This window comes from Sulfitobacter sp. EE-36, assembly GCF_000152605.1.
Lineage (GTDB): Bacteria > Pseudomonadota > Alphaproteobacteria > Rhodobacterales > Rhodobacteraceae > Sulfitobacter > Sulfitobacter pontiacus.
Genome location: NZ_CH959310.1, coordinates 1,509,258 through 1,525,709, shown reverse-complemented (window position 1 = coordinate 1,525,709; position 16,452 = coordinate 1,509,258). Strand labels below are relative to the sequence as shown.

14 protein-coding genes are annotated in these 16,452 nt (G+C 61.4%); 5 read left to right on the top strand and 9 right to left on the bottom strand.

From position 1 onward, the window contains the following. The 4 genes from EE36_RS09995 to EE36_RS09980 all read left to right on the top strand — a co-directional run. Positions 1–702: Fe2+-dependent dioxygenase (locus EE36_RS09995; RefSeq protein WP_005851868.1), on the top strand; the 702-nt coding region annotated here is incomplete at its 5' end. 1 nt (position 703) lies between these two features. Then, on the top strand, positions 704–1,567 hold the full coding sequence (gene exbB / locus EE36_RS09990) for a tonB-system energizer ExbB (protein WP_005851866.1): 864 nt from the start codon (positions 704–706) through the stop codon (positions 1,565–1,567). Between the two features lie 5 nt (positions 1,568–1,572). Further along, positions 1,573–2,064 (top strand): TonB system transport protein ExbD, encoded by a 492-nt coding sequence (exbD, locus tag EE36_RS09985; RefSeq protein WP_005851864.1) that lies wholly within the window; start codon positions 1,573–1,575, stop codon positions 2,062–2,064. Next, the gene (locus tag EE36_RS09980) at positions 2,061–2,876 is read left to right on the top strand and encodes an energy transducer TonB (protein ID WP_005851862.1); all 816 of its coding nucleotides are present in this window, start codon (positions 2,061–2,063) and stop codon (positions 2,874–2,876) included. The genes exbD and EE36_RS09980 overlap by 4 nt, the downstream gene beginning before the upstream one ends. On the opposite strand, the gene EE36_RS09975 is transcribed toward EE36_RS09980, so the two are convergent. The 3 genes from EE36_RS09975 to EE36_RS09965 form a co-directional block, all read right to left on the bottom strand. After that, positions 2,857–3,951, bottom strand: coding sequence for an alpha-hydroxy acid oxidase (locus EE36_RS09975; protein ID WP_039912226.1), 1,095 nt, complete (start codon positions 3,949–3,951; stop codon positions 2,857–2,859). The genes EE36_RS09980 and EE36_RS09975 overlap by 20 nt on opposite strands. A 61-nt stretch (positions 3,952–4,012) precedes the next feature. Beyond that, entirely contained in the window at positions 4,013–4,528 is a 516-nt protein-coding gene (locus EE36_RS09970; RefSeq protein ID WP_005851858.1) for a DUF421 domain-containing protein, read from the bottom strand. Between the two features lie 24 nt (positions 4,529–4,552). Further along, entirely contained in the window at positions 4,553–5,524 is a 972-nt protein-coding gene (locus EE36_RS09965) for a mechanosensitive ion channel family protein (protein ID WP_005851856.1), read from the bottom strand. Between the two features lie 282 nt (positions 5,525–5,806). Between EE36_RS09965 and EE36_RS09960 the strand changes: the two genes are divergently transcribed. After that, positions 5,807–8,203 (top strand): ATP-binding protein, encoded by a 2,397-nt coding sequence (locus EE36_RS09960; RefSeq protein WP_005851855.1) that lies wholly within the window; start codon positions 5,807–5,809, stop codon positions 8,201–8,203. On the opposite strand, the gene urtE is transcribed toward EE36_RS09960, so the two are convergent. The 6 genes from urtE to EE36_RS09930 form a co-directional block, all read right to left on the bottom strand. Beyond that, positions 8,200–8,895 carry an urea ABC transporter ATP-binding subunit UrtE gene (urtE, locus tag EE36_RS09955; RefSeq protein ID WP_005851854.1) on the bottom strand — a complete coding sequence of 232 codons (696 nt, stop codon included), beginning with the start codon at positions 8,893–8,895 and terminating at the stop codon, positions 8,200–8,202. The genes EE36_RS09960 and urtE overlap by 4 nt on opposite strands. After that, positions 8,888–9,640: an urea ABC transporter ATP-binding protein UrtD gene (gene urtD / locus EE36_RS09950; protein WP_005851852.1), complete on the bottom strand. Its 753-nt coding sequence runs from the start codon at positions 9,638–9,640 to the stop codon at positions 8,888–8,890. Before urtD ends, urtE begins: the two co-directional genes overlap by 8 nt. Beyond that, complete coding sequence (gene urtC / locus EE36_RS09945; protein ID WP_005851851.1) at positions 9,637–10,803, bottom strand: urea ABC transporter permease subunit UrtC; 1,167 nt, start codon at positions 10,801–10,803, stop codon at positions 9,637–9,639. The genes urtD and urtC overlap by 4 nt, the downstream gene beginning before the upstream one ends. A 3-nt stretch (positions 10,804–10,806) precedes the next feature. Continuing rightward, positions 10,807–12,741, bottom strand: a complete 1,935-nt coding sequence (gene urtB, locus EE36_RS09940; RefSeq protein WP_005851849.1) for an urea ABC transporter permease subunit UrtB — start codon at positions 12,739–12,741, stop codon at positions 10,807–10,809. A 75-nt stretch (positions 12,742–12,816) separates the two neighbouring features. Continuing rightward, the gene (gene urtA / locus EE36_RS09935) at positions 12,817–14,109 is read right to left on the bottom strand and encodes an urea ABC transporter substrate-binding protein (protein WP_005851848.1); all 1,293 of its coding nucleotides are present in this window, start codon (positions 14,107–14,109) and stop codon (positions 12,817–12,819) included. 339 nt (positions 14,110–14,448) lie between these two features. Beyond that, positions 14,449–16,443 (bottom strand): TRAP transporter fused permease subunit, encoded by a 1,995-nt coding sequence (locus EE36_RS09930; RefSeq protein WP_005851847.1) that lies wholly within the window; start codon positions 16,441–16,443, stop codon positions 14,449–14,451. Positions 16,444–16,452: the final 9 nt, after the last annotated feature.

Genomic DNA, 16,452 nt, shown 5'->3' with positions numbered 1-16,452 from the left:
CCCTCGAAAGGATACACCATGTTGCTTTGCGTCGAAAATATCCTGTCACCGCAGGAAGTTGCCCATATCCGATCTGTGATCGACACGGCCCAATGGGACGACGGCCGCAACACCGCCGGCGCGCAATCGGCGCAAACCAAGCGCAATCAGCAAATTCCCCTCGACAGCCCCGTTCTGCCTGATCTGCAGACGCTGGTGCTCCAGCGGTTGATGGGCAACCCCACGTGGGTTTCCGCTGCCCTCCCGCTGCATGTCCTGCCCCCGATGTTCAACCGCTACGAAGAGGCAGAGACCTTCGGCGTGCATGTCGACAACGCCATCCGCGTGAACCCGCAAACCGGCCAGCGGCTGCGGACCGACCTGTCGTGCACGCTGTTCCTGAATGACCCCGACGACTATGACGGTGGCGAGCTGGTCATCGAAGACAACTACGGCACCCAGTCGGTCAAACTGCCGGCGGGGCACTGCGTGCTTTATCCGTCAACCTCGCTGCATCAGGTCACGCCTGTCACCCGTGGTGCGCGTGTTGCGTCCTTCTTCTGGGTGCAGTCAATGATCCGCGACGGCGGCCAGCGCGAGATTCTCTTCGATCTGGATCAATCCATCCAAGAGCTGTCGGCTAGCGCGGGTCTGAACGACCCGACCGCTGTGCGCCTGACCGGCATCTACCACAACCTCATCCGACAATGGGCAGAGACCTGATATGAAATTCCCAAGCATCCTTCTGGCGGCCGTCCTTGTCGCAACCCCGCAACTGGCCGCAGCCGACACTGCGTCGGTCAATATCGCGCTGATCACATGGGCTGACGAATGGATCGGCCCTGCCCTGTCCGAGCCGATGCGCGTCGCCGCGCAACAGGGCGGCCATTCGCCGCTGGCGATGTTCATGGGGGCCGATATCGTCGTGAAAGCGGTGATGTTCGGGCTGGCCATCGCCTCGGTTCTGGGCTGGGCTGTGTGGGCGGGCAAGATCCTGCAGGTGAGCTGGGCCAATGCGCGGCTGCGCCGGTCCTACCGCAAGCTTGCCAAGGCGGGGGCCGTCAAAGGCGCGCAGGCGAAATCCTTTTCCGGCCCCATGCGCGCGATGATCCGCGCCGCTTTGGCCGAGATCGACATCTCTGACGGGTTGAACAAGGCGGGTATCAAGGAACGCGTCGCCTCCGAGCTTTCGCGGATTGAGGCGGGGGCCGCGCGCTCGATGCAGTCTGGTGCGATGATCTTGGGCTCCATCGGGTCGACGGCACCGTTCATCGGGCTTTTCGGCACGGTCTGGGGCATCATGAACAGCTTTATCGGCATCGCTGAAAGCGGCAGCACCAGCCTGACGGTCGTCGCCCCCGGTATCGCCGAAGCGCTGCTGGCCACCGCCATCGGTCTGGTCGCCGCGATCCCCGCCGTGCTGCTTTATAACCACATCACCCGCGTCGTCACCGGCTACCGCGCGCGTGTGGGGGATGCCGCGGCGCTGGTGGAACGCTGCCTGTCACGCGATCTGGACCGTGCAGAGCGTACCGCAGACGTGCCGCATACCACCCCTGATATCGCCACCAAACTGGCAGCGGAGTAACCCCGATGGGCGTGCGACTTTCTGACGGCGGCGACGATCTTGCCCCCAATGCGGATATCAACATCACACCGTTTATCGACGTGATGCTGGTCCTGCTGATCATCTTTATGGTGGCGGCCCCGCTGTCCACCGTGGACGTCAACGTAGAGCTGCCGGTCGCCACCGGCAAACCCGCGCCGCGCCCCGATGATCCGGTCTTTGTCACCATCCATCAGGACCTCAGCCTGAGCGTGGGCGAAGAAGAGGTATCTTTGGGGGACCTGAACATGCGGCTTGGCATCCTGACCCGTCTGGATCTGGGCACGCGCATCTATATCAATGCCGATCGGTCGGTTCCCTATGGCGAGGTGATGGCCGTGATGAACCGTATGCGGAGCGAAGGCTATCTGAAGATCGGCCTCGTCGGGCTTGAGGACGAGGGCGGGGCCGCCCCTGCGGCGGCAGGTGACGTGGCAACCGCTTCGCCTGCCCCCGCGGCACAGGACGCCGCAGAATGAGCTTTGCCTACGCCCCGCGATATAGTGCCGGGTTGATGCTGGGGGCCGGGCTGAGCATCGGCGTGCATGGCGCGCTAGTCGCACTTTGGCTGACACAGGCCGCGGCCTATGAGCCACCGGAAGAAGCAGGCATTCAGGGCCGCGAGCTGATCGATCTGGCCGAGGTCGAGATGATCATGGCCGCACCTGAAACCGACCTCCCCGACGGGCCACCCGCCGAGGATAGCCAAGCCACGCTCGAAAGCCCGGCCGAACGCGAGGAAGCCAAAGCGTCAAACGATCCGCTGCTGGCACAGATACCGCACACGCCGGACGACCCCGAACTGCAGTTCAAGATCGCCAACCCCGATCAGGAAGTCGACACCGACAAGGAAGCGACCGAAACGCCGACCGAGTTGCAGGAAGAGACCGAAAACGAGAACGCCGCGCAAAGCACGGCTGCCGCCCCCAAGGCAAGCGCGGGTCAGGACGAACAGGACCAAAGCGCGGCCAAGGAACAGGGGCTGACAGATGCCGAACGGGCAGAGATCACGGATTGGCAAAAATCGCTGGTTCTGGCGTTGAATGCCGCCAAGGATTACCCCCGCCGCGCCCGCGAAGCCCGCGCCGAGGGGACCACAACCGTGGCCTTCACGCTGGATCAATACGGTCAGATCAAAGCGCGCGAGGTGTCCAAGTCGTCAGGCTGGCCGGTGCTGGATCAGGCGGCGCTGGATATCTTTGACCGGCTGCAAACACTGCCGCGCCCGCCCTCTGCCATGGGTGCCGGCCCGTTCAATCTGGCAATCCCGATCAGCTATCGCTTTCGCTGATCGGGTCGCCGCCGAAGGCTGTGATCATATCGGGGGTGATGTCTTCAACCGTTGCGCAGCCGCATAGGGCCATCGTCACTTCCAGCTCGTCCCGCAAGCGACGCAACACCTGACTGGCCCCGCGTGCCCCGTCGACGATCAACCCGTGCATCACGGGGCGACCGACCAGCACAGCCTCGGCCCCTAGCGCCAGCGCCTTGAACACATCGCTCCCGCGCCGGATGCCGCCATCCAGATAGACCGGCACATCCTGCCCCACCGCCTGCACCACGGCGGCCAACTGCGTGACGGGGGCCGGAACAGTATCGAGCACCCTGCCTCCGTGGTTTGACACGATGATCCCCGCAACACCGGCATCGACAAACCGCCGCGCATCCGTGGCACGCAGACAGCCTTTGATGATCACCGGAACGGGGCTGTCCGCAATCAGCCGCGTCAGGTCTGCCCATGTGGGGGCAAAGACCATCATCCCGTCGAACACCACGCTCTGCCCGTCTTGCAACTGCGGTCGCGGCGGTTGCGGCAGCGGGTCCAGCATCACGGGGCGCACGCCATCCGGCAGCACAAAGCCCGCGGCAACCTCACGGTCGCGCAGGCCGTTGATCGGGGCGTCAAGCGTCACCACCAGCGCCTCTGCCCCGCAATCCACCGCGCGGTTGACCAAGGTCATCGTGCTATCGTGATCCGCCTGCATATAAAGCTGGAACCAGCGTCGCCCCGGAATGGTGGCGATGTCTTCGGGCGCGGTGCTGGTCTGGCAGCTGACCACCATCACCGCCTCCTGCGCGGCAGCGGCCAGTGCCGTCGCAGTTTCTCCTTCCGGGTGGAACAGACGTTGGAACGCCATCGGCGCGACCATGATCGGATGCGCCGCGGGCTGCCCCGATATCGTCGTGCGCGTATGGCCGCCTGCACAGTCCGCCAACAGGCGTGGCAGCACTCCTATCCGGCCAAAGCTGGCGCGGTTCTGGCGCAGCGACAGCTCCCCTCCTGCGCCGCCTTCGAGGTAGGCAAACACATCAGCGGCAAGGGTCGCGTGGGCGGAGGCTTCGAAATCTGATAAGGTCACAGGCATAACCCACAGATCGCGCAAAACGTCCGCCGCCACAAGCGACTTAAATACTCAGGTATATCGGTTAGACGCGTTGGACGTATTCCAGCATCGCGTCATCCACCTCGTCCCCACATAGAACAGAGACTTCGCCCGTCGTCTCGAACACGGCGGCACGCACATCGCTCAGCCGCATGACGTTGGATTCGCGCAGCTTCTCCATCAGGTCACTGCGCGACACACGATTGACCCGCATCGCCTCTTCGCAGATCTTGCCATTCTCCATCAGATAGACCGGCGCGTTCTGGATGGTATGCAAAGCGGTTTCTGACCGACGGCGCAGATAGGATAGGCCGAACTGGAAAAGGAACAGGCAAGCGGTCGCGACCAATGTCTGGAAGAAGGCTTTCCAATCCGCCGCTTGCGCCGCCCCCGCCAGCAAAGAGCCGAAGGCGATGGTGGTCACAAAGTCGAAGTTCGTCATTTTCGAGAAGGAATTGAGCCCGACGATCCGCACCATGAGGATGATCCAGATCAGCGCCACACCGCTGAGCACGAAGCCGCGGGCCAGAACATCGAGTACCGTATTGTCGAAAAACATATAATCCCTTCTTCTCTGGATTGATCAGGCGTCGGATCGACGCGCTTTCTCTTCTTTCTCGTCGCGTTGCTGAGCACGCGATTTCGGCACGTCGCCCTCGCCCGCGGGCCACCCTTCGCGCTGCGCGCGGCGGTCGCCGTCGGTCGCTTCGGTCTGGTCGTGGAACAGATGCACCTGCGTCGGATAGGGCATATCGATGCCTTTTTCGTCCAGCGCTTTATAGACGGCCTGCAGCACCGCCCCGAAGGTATGGATCTGCGACGCACGGTCCGATTTCGTCCACCACCGCAAGCGGACAATATTGGCGGAATCGCCCAGTTCGACCGGTATCGTTTCGGGGGCTGGGTCGGTCTCTACACCCTCAACGCTGGCACAGGCATCCTGCATGACCTTGCGCGCGGTGTCCCAATCGTCGCTGCAGCCGATGCCGATGTCATATTCCGACCGGCGCGTGTCAAAGGCCGTATTGACCACCACGCTGTCTGTATAGATGTCCGAATTCGGGATGACCACGCGGCGACCGTCATAGGTCTTGATCATCGTGGCGCGAGTCTCGATCTTTTCGACCGTGCCTTCATGCCCGCCCGACACGATCTGGTCGCCGACTTCAAAGGGCTGACGCAGCAGGATCAGGATACCTGCCAGCATGTTCTGCAAAATGTCCTTGAACGCGAAGCCGATCGCGACAGAGCTGACGCCCAAACCGGCAATCAGATCCCCCGGTGTGACCGTCGGGGCGACGATGGTCACCGCCAGCATGAAGCCGATGATCGTCACGGCCCACCGCATCAGCGACCCGCCCACGTTGCCCAAATTCTCGCGTCCGCGGCGCCCGGCGGTTTTGCGGATCAGCGCGCCGATGCCCATTCCCAGAAACCAGAACACCACGGCCACAACCAGCGCGACGCCGATATTCGGGAGCAATCTGAAAAAGCCGTCCAACCAGCCGTCAAGTTTATCGAAAATCAGGCCGGGGTTGGCGTCGACTTCTTCCATGGGTTCTTCCTTACTCATTACTGAATCAGCGGGAGCAAAAAAGGCCCGTTCTCACGTGGCTATTTGATCACATCCCCAAGACAAACGACCCGAAACAGCGGCGGGTTCCCGAAACACCCTTGGTATATGCGCTGCAAACACGTCCAAGGCCGCAAGCGCTTTGTGTGAAATGAGCAACAGCGCCATAATTCCGCCAGTTTCAGAAACCATTAACGATGGCAGAGAATTTCAAGAGATGCAGAGCGTACAACCCTCTGTGCAGGACTGAGTGACAGGGCAACGATGACAATTCCGCGCAAGCTAGCCTACTTTCAACTTTTTACCCTTTGCGTCTGCATCGGGCTTTCCTTTTTGTTCTTCTTTGTGGCGGGCAATACTGTGCAGGTCCAAGCGCAGGACAGGTTTCACGCGTTGGTCAGCCAAGGGTTGTCGTCAATGGGGCGGCGCGCCGACGAATACGGCAGGACGCTCGACGGTGTCGCGGGCTTTGTCGCTGCCTCTGACGAGGTAACGGCGCAGGATATGGAGACCTACGCCACGTCGGTCCATATTGCAGACGGTTCCTACGTGCTGGACGCCATCGGCTTTGCCGTCCCTGTGTATGACGAAACCGACGGCACGCTGAAGGATTTCGTGATCCAGCGCGCCACGCCGTCACAAGATTTCGTCGGCATGGTCGGGACCGAGTTTTCAAGCAACGCAGATCTTCTGGCCACGGCCCTCGCCGCCTATGAAAGCGGCGAGACGCTTTCGACAACCCCTGCGCTCCACGGTGAAAACTGCCATGCCCTGCTGATCAAACCGATTTTCCGCCCCGGCGCCGCTTCTGACGGCACCCGCGATCCTGATGCGGCGTTTCTGGGCGTCGCCTTTGCGATGGTCGATGTGGACGAAATCTTTAGCGATCTCTTCGCCGCGCAAAATGACCTCATCACGCTGGATGTGTCCTTCTATGATGAGAATGGCACCCCGTTCCAGCACCACCCGACCGTCGCCAGCGATGCCCCCGCCCCGGCCTTTGAGTTTTCGCGTGACCATACGGGCTATGGCCAACGCATGACCCTGCACTGGGCCAGCACCCCGGCGTTCGAAGCCGCGCAACCTAACAACGCCAAATGGATCGTGCTGGCGCTGTCGCTGACCATCACGGCGCTGATCCTGATCATCCAGTCGGTGATCCTGAAACGTAATCTGACAATCAACCAGACGGTGGCCGACAAAACCCGCGAGCTTGAGACGCAGCACCAAGAGAAACGATCAATCCTCGAAAACGCGATGCTGCCGATTATCTCGGTCCGGCAATCGGGTGAGATTCTGCATCTGAACGATGCCGCGCGACAGCATCTGATCGCGGCCGGGCACCGCAAGGACGCGACGGGCGACTTCGTGCAAGACCTGCTCCCCGAGGTCGACATCCACCGTGCCGACGGCGGGGCGAAGGTCGTCGTGCCGCCCCACAAGGGTACGACAGAACCCCGCACACTTGAGGTCGAGAAGAACACCTGGCTTACCGCCGACGCAGAGACCCGTATCACCTTGATGCTGCGCGATATCACCGACAGCGAGCGCCGCACGCTCAAGATTGCGGAAACCGAACAACGGTGGAGCCTCGCGCTCAGCAGTGCGCATATCGGGGTCTTCGATATTGATCTGGAAAATGGCACATCTGTGGTGTCGGACACGTGGCGCGACATCATGCACCACCCCGCTGACCCCGCCTGTCAGAACCCCTATTACGATAAGATGCAGCATGTGCATCCCGACGATGCGGCGGTGGTCAAGAAGATCGAACTCGCCTGTCTGAACGGGATGACCGACCGCGCCGAGGCCCGCTTTCGCATCCGCGTCGGTCAGGACAACTGGCGCTGGATCAAATCGGATGCGGTCGTGGTAGAGCGGGCGAAGAACGGGCGGGCCCTGAGGATGCTGGGTATCCAGATCGACATCACCGAAAGCAACAAACTTGAACAGATGAAGCACGACTTTGTCGCCACCGTCAGCCACGAACTGCGCACGCCGCTGACCTCGATCAAGGGGGCGTTGGGGCTGCTCGAGGCCCAGACACAGGACGATCCGGATGCCGGCGCGGTGCGTCTGGTGCAGATCGCCACGGCCAACTGCGACCGGCTTGTCGCGTTGGTGAATGACATTCTGGACATGGAAAAGATCAACGCAGGCAGTATGACCGTTGTGCCGAAACCGGAGAAGCTGGGCGATATCGTCACCCTCGCCGCCGAGCAGGTAGAGCCTTATGCCAGCGAATGGAAGGTCGAGATCGACGTAGACACGCCTGATCCCGATCATCACGTGCTGACCGACAAGAACCGGATCATGCAGGTGCTGACCAACCTCTTGTCCAACGCCTGCAAGTTCGCCTACCCCGAAACCGCCGTGACAGTGACCACAGCGCCAGTGGGCGACATGACCAAAATCTCTGTCACCAATCTGGGCAACGGCATTTCGGAAGAGTTCCGCGAACGCATCTTCCAGCCGTTCTCGCAGGCCGAGGCATCGAACACGCGACAGCGCGGTGGCACCGGGCTTGGGCTCAATATCTCGCGCCATCTGGTAGAGGCCATGGGCGGGGAAATCGGGTTCGACAGTGTGCCGGGGGAGGAAACCGTGTTCTGGTTCACCTGCCCCTCGACCGAAGACCCCGACGTGGCGATGGTGGCCTAAAGCGCCAGATCGGCGATCAACATGTCCTTGGTGTAATCGGCCTTCAGCTTACGCGGCCCGTTGCGCCCGCCTTCGACCACGATAAAGCTGTCGCCCAGCGCATAGGCGAAATCGGCATTCTGTTCGACCAATACAATTGCCATCTCGCCCTGGGTGCGCAGCAACCGCAGCGCATCCCCGATCTGCTGGATCACATTGGGCTGGATGCCTTCAGTCGGTTCGTCCAGCAACAAGACCCGCGGTCGCGTGATCAGCGCCCGTGCGATGGCAAGCTGCTGCTGCTGCCCGCCCGACAGATCCCCCCCGCGCCGCGCCTTCATATCCCGCAAGACAGGGAACAGATCGTAAATGTGATCTGGAATGTGGTGGTCGGCCTTGGGCAGGCAGGCAAACCCTGTCTCTAAGTTTTCCTCTACCGTCATCATCGGGAAAACCTCGCGCCCCTGCGGCACATAGGCAATGCCCGCATTCGCCGCCTGAAAGGCGGTGGTCAAACGCACGGGAGTTCCATCAACCGTGATCGTGCCCGCCGACGCCGGATGCCGCCCGGCAATCGCCTTGAGGGTGGAGGTCTTGCCGACCCCGTTGTTGCCGATCAAGGTCGTGATCTGCCCCTTGGGGGCGTGAAAGGACACCTCGTAAAGAATGCGGCTTTGACCATAGTGCAGGTCCAGATTTTCAACTTCAAGCATGGCCGCGCCCCAGATAAACTTCGATCACTTTCGGGTTGGATGTCACGTGGTCAAGACTGCCTTCGGCCAGCACCGATCCTTCGTGCAGCACCGTGACCTTGCAGTCGAGCCTGCGCACGAATTCCATGTCATGTTCGACCACCACCACGGCGCGGGTCTTGGCGGCACGTTTCAGAATATCGGTGGTCTTTTCGCGTTCCTCAACCGTCATGCCGGCGGCGGGTTCGTCGACCAGCAGCAGGCGCGGCTCCTGCGCCAGTAGCATGCCGATCTCAAGCCATTGCTTCTGGCCGTGGCTCAACTCTCCGGCGATGCGGGTCAGGCTCTCGGTCAGGCCGATCTCTGCCGCGATGCCTTCGATCCGCGCAGCGTTGGACGGGGTCTTGCGGTGCAGCAGGACGGCCAGCGGCCCACGCGGGTTCTTCAGCGCCATGGCAAGGTTTTGCCGCACGGTCTGCGCCTCGAACACGGTGGGTTTCTGAAACTTGCGCCCCACCCCTTCGTTCGCGATATCCGCCTCTGACATACCTAGCAGCGATATATTCCGCTCCCCCCAGACGACATGGCCGCTGTCGGGGCGCGTCTTGCCGGTGATGATGTCCATAAAGGTGGTCTTGCCCGCCCCGTTCGGCCCGATCACAGCGCGCAGTTCCGGCTCTGCGATCTGGATCGACAGGTTGTTGATCGCCTTGAACCCGTCAAAGGATTTCGACACGCCGGAGACTTCTAACAGGGTATCGTTCATGACGGTTTCCTCACCAGATAATCAAACAGGCCGCCGATCCCCTTGGGGAAGAACAAGGTGACGCAAACAAAGGATACGCCAAGCAGTACCAGCCACCAGTCGGTCCATAGGATCGTATAGAACCCGAGGTTAATGGCAGGGGCACCGCCCCCTGTGAACCAGCTCGACAGCAAGGATACGAATGCCGCCCCGATCACCGCGCCGTAAAGCCGCCCGCGCCCGCCAATCGCGACCCAGACCGCCAGATAGATCGATGCAATCGGCGCGATCTCTGCCGGGTTGATGATACCCGCCTGCGGGTAATAAAGCGCCCCGGCGATACCGGCGATCACGGCGGTCAGGGTAAAGATGAACAGCTTGTAGCGTTCCACACGGTAGCCAAGGAAGCGGACGCGGGCCTCGTTATCGCGGATGCCTTGCACCACGCTGCCCATCTTGCCCGATACCACCCATGCAAACAGGATATACCCAAGCGCCAGCGCCAGCGCCGACCCCATAAAGAACACCAGGCTGATGGTCCCCTGCGAGGTGTCTTCGTACCCCGGAATATTCTGCAAACCGGAAAGCCCGTTGTTGCCGCGCAGGCCACTGTCGTTCTGGAACAGCCACAGCGACAGCGCCAACGTCATCGCCTGCGTCAGGATCGACAGGTAAACGCCCGTGACACGGCTGCGGAACGCCAGCCATCCAAAGACCAGCGCCAGCAGCCCCGGCACGATCACCACCATCAACAGTTGCAGGAACAGACTGTCGGAAAAGGCCCAGAGCCACGGAAAGTCAGAGCTGCCAACGACGCCAAAAATCTGGTTGCCGATGGCGTCCTGCACCTCTTGCGGTGTGGGCGGGATCACCTGACCTTCAAGGCTCGACAACACGATGCCTTCGGTGCGTGCATACATCAGCCACATGCCGATGGCGTAACCGCCGATGCCGAAGAAAGCGAAATGCCCGAGGCTCAGGATACCGCAGTAGCCCCAGACCACATCCATCGCGATGGCGATCAGACACAGGCACAGCGTCTTGCCCAAGGTCTTGACCATAGAGGTAGAGATCAGGCCGGTGCCCGTCGCCTCTGACCCGATGGCGACCGCGAGGGTAAACAGCCCCAACAGCGCGATGAACCACAGGACGGAAGGGTTTTCGGAAATGAATGTTTTACGCATGGATCAATCCGCCGCTGCCCGACCCTTTTGGGCAACGATGCCCTTGGGACGGAATTGAATGAACAGGATGATGAACAGCACCATATAGGTCTGTGCCGCGAGGGTATTGGACGGGTTGAACCATTCGATCCCCTTTTGCAGGAACCCGATGAGCGAGGCCCCGGCCAGCGTGCCCCAGACGTTACCAACGCCGCCCACAACCACGGTCATGAAGGATTGCACGATGTAATCGGCCCCCATCTCGGACGTGACCTTGGCATAAAGCCCGATGGCTACCCCCGCGATCCCCGCGATGCCCGAGCCAAGACCAAAGGTCATCATATTGATGCGGTCGGGGTTGATACCCATACTGGCCGCCATACCGGGGTTCTGCGTCACGGCGCGCACCTCTAGCCCCAGTCGCGTGCGCTTCAGCACAAACAGGATCAGACCCAGGAATAGCAGTGCCAGCACGAAGATCGCGATGCGGATATAGCTGATCTGGATCACATCCGAGATCACCCACGCCCCGTCCAGCCAAGCCGGAGAGGTCAGCGGTCGGGCCTGCGTGCCAAAGATGTTCTTGGCCAGTTGCTGCAAAGCGATAGAGATCCCGAAAGTCGCCAGCAACGTCTCTAGCGGTCGGTGGTAGAGGTGCCGGATCACCAACCGCTCCATCACCACACCGGCGGCGAATGTTACTGCAAAGGCCAGCGGCAGGGCGATGATGATCGACAGCGTGTAATCGGGCACGAACAGCTGCACGACATAGCCGGTATAGGCCCCCATCATGATAAACTCGCCATGGGCCATGTTGATGACCCCCATGACGCCAAAGGTGATGGCAAGGCCGATAGCAGCAAGGAAATAGATCGACGCGAGCGACAGCGCGTCCAGCGTCAGGTCAACGGTTTGCGCGGCGACGACGCGGGTCTCGATACTGTCGAGCGCGGCCCGCGCGGCGTCTGTGACGGCGCTGTCGGGCTCATCATAGACCTCGTAGAACGGCATGCCCGCGATGGCATCTTGCTGGTCCCGCGCGGTCACCAGCGGCGGCACGGTGCCCGCCGCGGCAAGTGCGGCATAGGCCGTCGCACGCGCCGCATCGGTATTCAGCCGCGCTGTCGGGATACCACCCACACGCCCGTTGACAACGTTCGCCGCCAAAGCGTCGCGGATCGCGGCGGGGGGCACCCGCGCCGGGGCCAGATCAGCCGCCACAAGCTGCGCATAGGCCGCATCGAGTGAGATATCCTCCCCCGGTGTCAGCACCCGCGCGACGTTGCCGCTGGGTGTTTCAGACGGCGTTGCGGTTTTGGTCGATAGAATCTGGTTCATCACCGCCCGCGCCTCGATCGAGGTATCGCTCGCCATCGATGTGATCGCGGCGATACGATCGGCGGCTGTGTCGCCAAAGCTGGCAGAGAGGAAGTTGGTCAGCTGGATCTTGCGGGCCTTCAGCGCCGCGTCTGTCTCTGCCTCGATCGAGGCGCGCAGGGGGGCCAGTTGGTCCGCCTCCGAGCGGCGGGCGATTGAATCGACGGCACTTTGACGGCGCGCAAGATCAGGGTCGGTCAGTTGGAACTGCACAAGCGCGGTGCCGATCAGGCGGCGCACACCGCCATTGGGTTTCAGCTGCGAAAACCCGTTTGCCGGTGCCGTGCTTTCCGCATCGCTGTCGATATCGCGCAAGGTCAGCGTGTCGCCTGTCTCGGTGCCGAAAAAGAACACACCATCCGCGTCGCGTTGCCAGACCCCTTTGTCCTGCCAGCGTTCAAGAAACGCGCTGACCTGCGGCGCACCGGAGGCAACCAGATCATCCAGCGCGACAGAGACAGAGCTGCGCGAGGGTTTGGCAATTTCATCGGCATGAGCTTGAAGCACGGGCTGCAAATCTTGCGCCTGTGCCGTTCCCACGATGCCCACCCAACAGAGGAGCATTAACAGGTGGCGGAACATAGGGAACCCTTGTGGTAAGTCTGGGAAATAAGGTGATGGGGCGGCCAGTCAGCCTGCCCGCCCCGGCGTTCAGGATCAGTAGTTAGAGGTCAGCTGAACGCAGGTTTCCGTTTCGGTGTTGTACATACCGCATTCCAGATCTTTCCAATCGGAGGTCAGCACAGCGCTTTCGGGCAGGAAGTCTGTCCAGGCATCGCCGGGCACCGGATCGGTCTGGCTGATGATGTCGAACTGACCGTCTGCCGTGATCTCGCCGATCAGCACGGGTTTGGACAGATGGTGGTTCACCAGCATCTCGGCGGTGCCGCCGGTCAGGTTCGGGAAGGTCTGCCCGTACATCGCGCTGCGCACGGCATCGACATCGGTGGTGCCAGCCTGTTCAACCGCATTCACCCACATGTTGAAGCCGATGTAATGCGCCTCCATCGGGTCATTGGTCACGCGTTTGTCGTCGCCGATGGATGTTTTCCATTGTTCGATGAATTCAGCGTTTGCAGGGGTGTCTGCGGACATAAAGTAGTTCCACGCCGCCAGATGCCCGACAAGGTTCGATGTATCGAGCCCCGACAGCTCTTCCTCGCCCACCGAGAAGGCAACGACGGGGATATCATCCGCAGATACATCCGCCGCGGCGAGCTCTTTGTAGAAACCGATGTTCGCGTCACCGTTGATGGTCGACACAACGCCCACCTGCTTGCCGTCCTGGCCCAGTGCCACGACATCGCCCACGATCGTGGCCCAATCGGAATGGCCAAACGGGGTGTAGTTCACAAAGATGTCTTCTTCGGCAATGCCTTTGGACATCAGATAGGATTTCAGAATGTTATTGGTGGTACGCGGGTAGACATAGTCGGTCCCGAGCAGGGCGAATTTCTCGACCCCCAGCTCTTCGAGGAAGTAATCAACCGCAGGGATCGCCTGCTGGTTGGGCGCGGCACCCGTGTAGAACACGTTCTTGGATGATTCCTCGCCCTCGTATTGCACGGGGTAGAACAGCAGGCCGTTCAGCTCTTCAATCACGGGCAGCACGGATTTGCGCGACACAGAGGTCCAGTTGCCAAAGATCACGTCGACCTCGTTCACGGTCAGCAGCTCGCGCGCCTTCTCTGCGAACAAAGGCCAGTCGGAGGCAGGGTCAACCACGACCGCCTCGATCTCGCAGCCCAATACGCCACCCTTTTCGTTCTGCGCGTCGATCAACATCAGCATGGTGTCTTTCAGCGTCGTCTCGGAAATCGCCATGGTCCCCGACAGCGAGTGCAGCACGCCGACCTTGACCGGATCGGCACAGTCCTGCGCCATCACCAGCGAGGTGGAGCCCATCAATGCAGCGGTCGCGCAGGCGGCGAGTTTGGTGAATGTTGTCATCTTCTATCCCCTGTTGGCGCTGCTACCCCGCGCGTCAGAACGCACTTTTCCGGGGCCCCCAAGCACGTTAGACAGGAGGCGCAGCGTATTGTTGTGATCGTCGCATGGCTTGTCACATCTGCCAGGATCGCTTGCCGTGCGACGGTGTTGCCTGTGTCGGCACAAGGCCAAGATGCCTAGGGCAGTGGCGGAGTCGCTAGAAAAAATGGCATGTCACAGGACACGCCCCTAGCTGCGCCTCATTTTTTGGCACCAAAGATCGGGATCGCTTAAAATGTAACCGGCAGGCACACGGCTGCGGGGAAAGGCGCGCGACAAGCGCGCGCCAGCACCTTCCACTTAGGGGGTGACGCGCGCGGCGGAGGTCGCCTGCCACGCCCGCAACATCGGCAGCGCACAAAGGGCGACCCCGATGAGAAAGGACAGGCTGTAGCCCAAACCGGCCAGATCGTTCTGCGGCATGGCGATCAGAACGCCGCCAAAGAACAGCGCCACCCGCATCGGCAGCGCCCCACGGCCTTCAATCGGGCCGACAAGGCTGATGTACCCCTGCAGCGCCGCCGAGATCAGGGTCACCCCGATCATCGCACAGCTGAGCGCGACGACGACCTCCCACGCGGGGGCCTGACCAATCAACGCAGGGTTCAGCACAAAGAAGAAGGGCGCGATATAGATCACACCGCCAAGGCGCATCGCCTCGAACCCCGTGGCAATCGGGTTGGACCCTGCCATGGTAGAGGCCGCGAAAGCGCCAAGCGCTACCGGAGGTGTGATATAGCTGACCATGCCCCAGTAGAGAATGAACAGATGCACTGCCAGTTGGTTCAGCCCGCCGGCCTCAAGCGCGGGGGCCAGCACCACCGCAAGGAAGATATAGCAGGCGGTCACCGTCATCCCCATGCCGAAGATAAAGGCGGTGATCGCCCCCATCAGCAACAGGATCAACGTGCTGTCGCCGGCAAGAAACACCAGCTCGTTCACCAATGTGCCCGCCAGCCCCGTGGCCGAGAACGACCCCACGATCAGCCCGACGCCCAGCAGGATCGCGGTCAGTTCTGACAGCCCCATGCCGACACCGACGATCATATTGCCAAGGCGGCTCAGGTTCAGACGATGGCTGGCGCGGAACTGGTTCACAACCAACAGCAGCGCCGTCGCATAGAATGGCGCAGAGGATTCCTGCCGCAGCCCGATCATCATATAGAGCAGCAGCGCGAAAACGAAGATATAGGGCCAGCCCTCTATCATCACCTGTCGCAGCCGTGGCAGGTCGGGCTTGGGCAATCCGCGCAGCCCGCGTTTCGCGGAGTAGGCGTCGATCTGCGCGAAAAGCCCCCAGTAGAACAGAATGCTCGGAATGGCGGCGGCCAGCGCGATTTCGACATAGGGGCGTGACAGGAAGGACGCCATGACAAAGGCCGTCGCCCCCATGATCGGCGGCATCAATACCCCGCCAGTCGAGGCGCAGGCCTCTGTCGCGGCGGCGGTCTTGGCCGAGAACCCGGTCTTGCGCATCGCGGGGATCGACACCGCCCCCGTGGTTAAAACATTCGAAATGACAGAGCCAGACATCGACCCCATAAAGCCGCTGGCAAAGATAGAGACCTTCGCCGCGCCCCCGCGGTAGCCGCCCACGAGTCCAAGCGCCAGATCATTGAAAAACTGCCCGCCGCCGGTCCGTTGCAGCACCGCGCCGAACAGGATGAAGCCGATGACAACGCCGCCGAACGCCTTCATCGGAATGCCGAAAGAGCTTTCGGCGGAATAGATATGATAAGGTACCGTTTGCAGAAACGTGCTTTGAAAGCCCGAAAACGGGTCCGGCACGTGGCCCGCGAAGGTTGGATAGAACGCAAAGAGAGTGACAATCAGGAACAGCACCAGCCCCCCTGCCCGTCGCGTTGCCTCCAGGATCAGAAAGAAGAATATGACCGAGACATATTGCGCCGTTTCAGGGGCTGCATATTCCCACCCCTGCGACAGGTTCTGCTGCGCGGTCTGCGCCAGATAGCCCGTGGTCCCGACCGAAGCGGCAAACAGCACCCAGTCCAGCAGTGTCGGCTCCCCCCCCTTGCCGCCGCGGGCCTGAAAGATCAGGAACGTCAACGCCAGGAACATCCCCCCGAGGATATACAGATACCGCCCGTCGATCAGCACAATCCCGAAAAGCTGAAGGTTGAAAAGCTGGTTCACCACCAGCACCAGCGACAGCAGCGTGGTGATCACCACGACCCAACGTGCCACCCCCGAGATCCGCTCCGCCGGGGTGGCACCGTCAATCGCCACCTCCTCGAACTTCGGCTGCGGGGCGCGCGATGTATCGGGATCGGTCATAAAAACGCT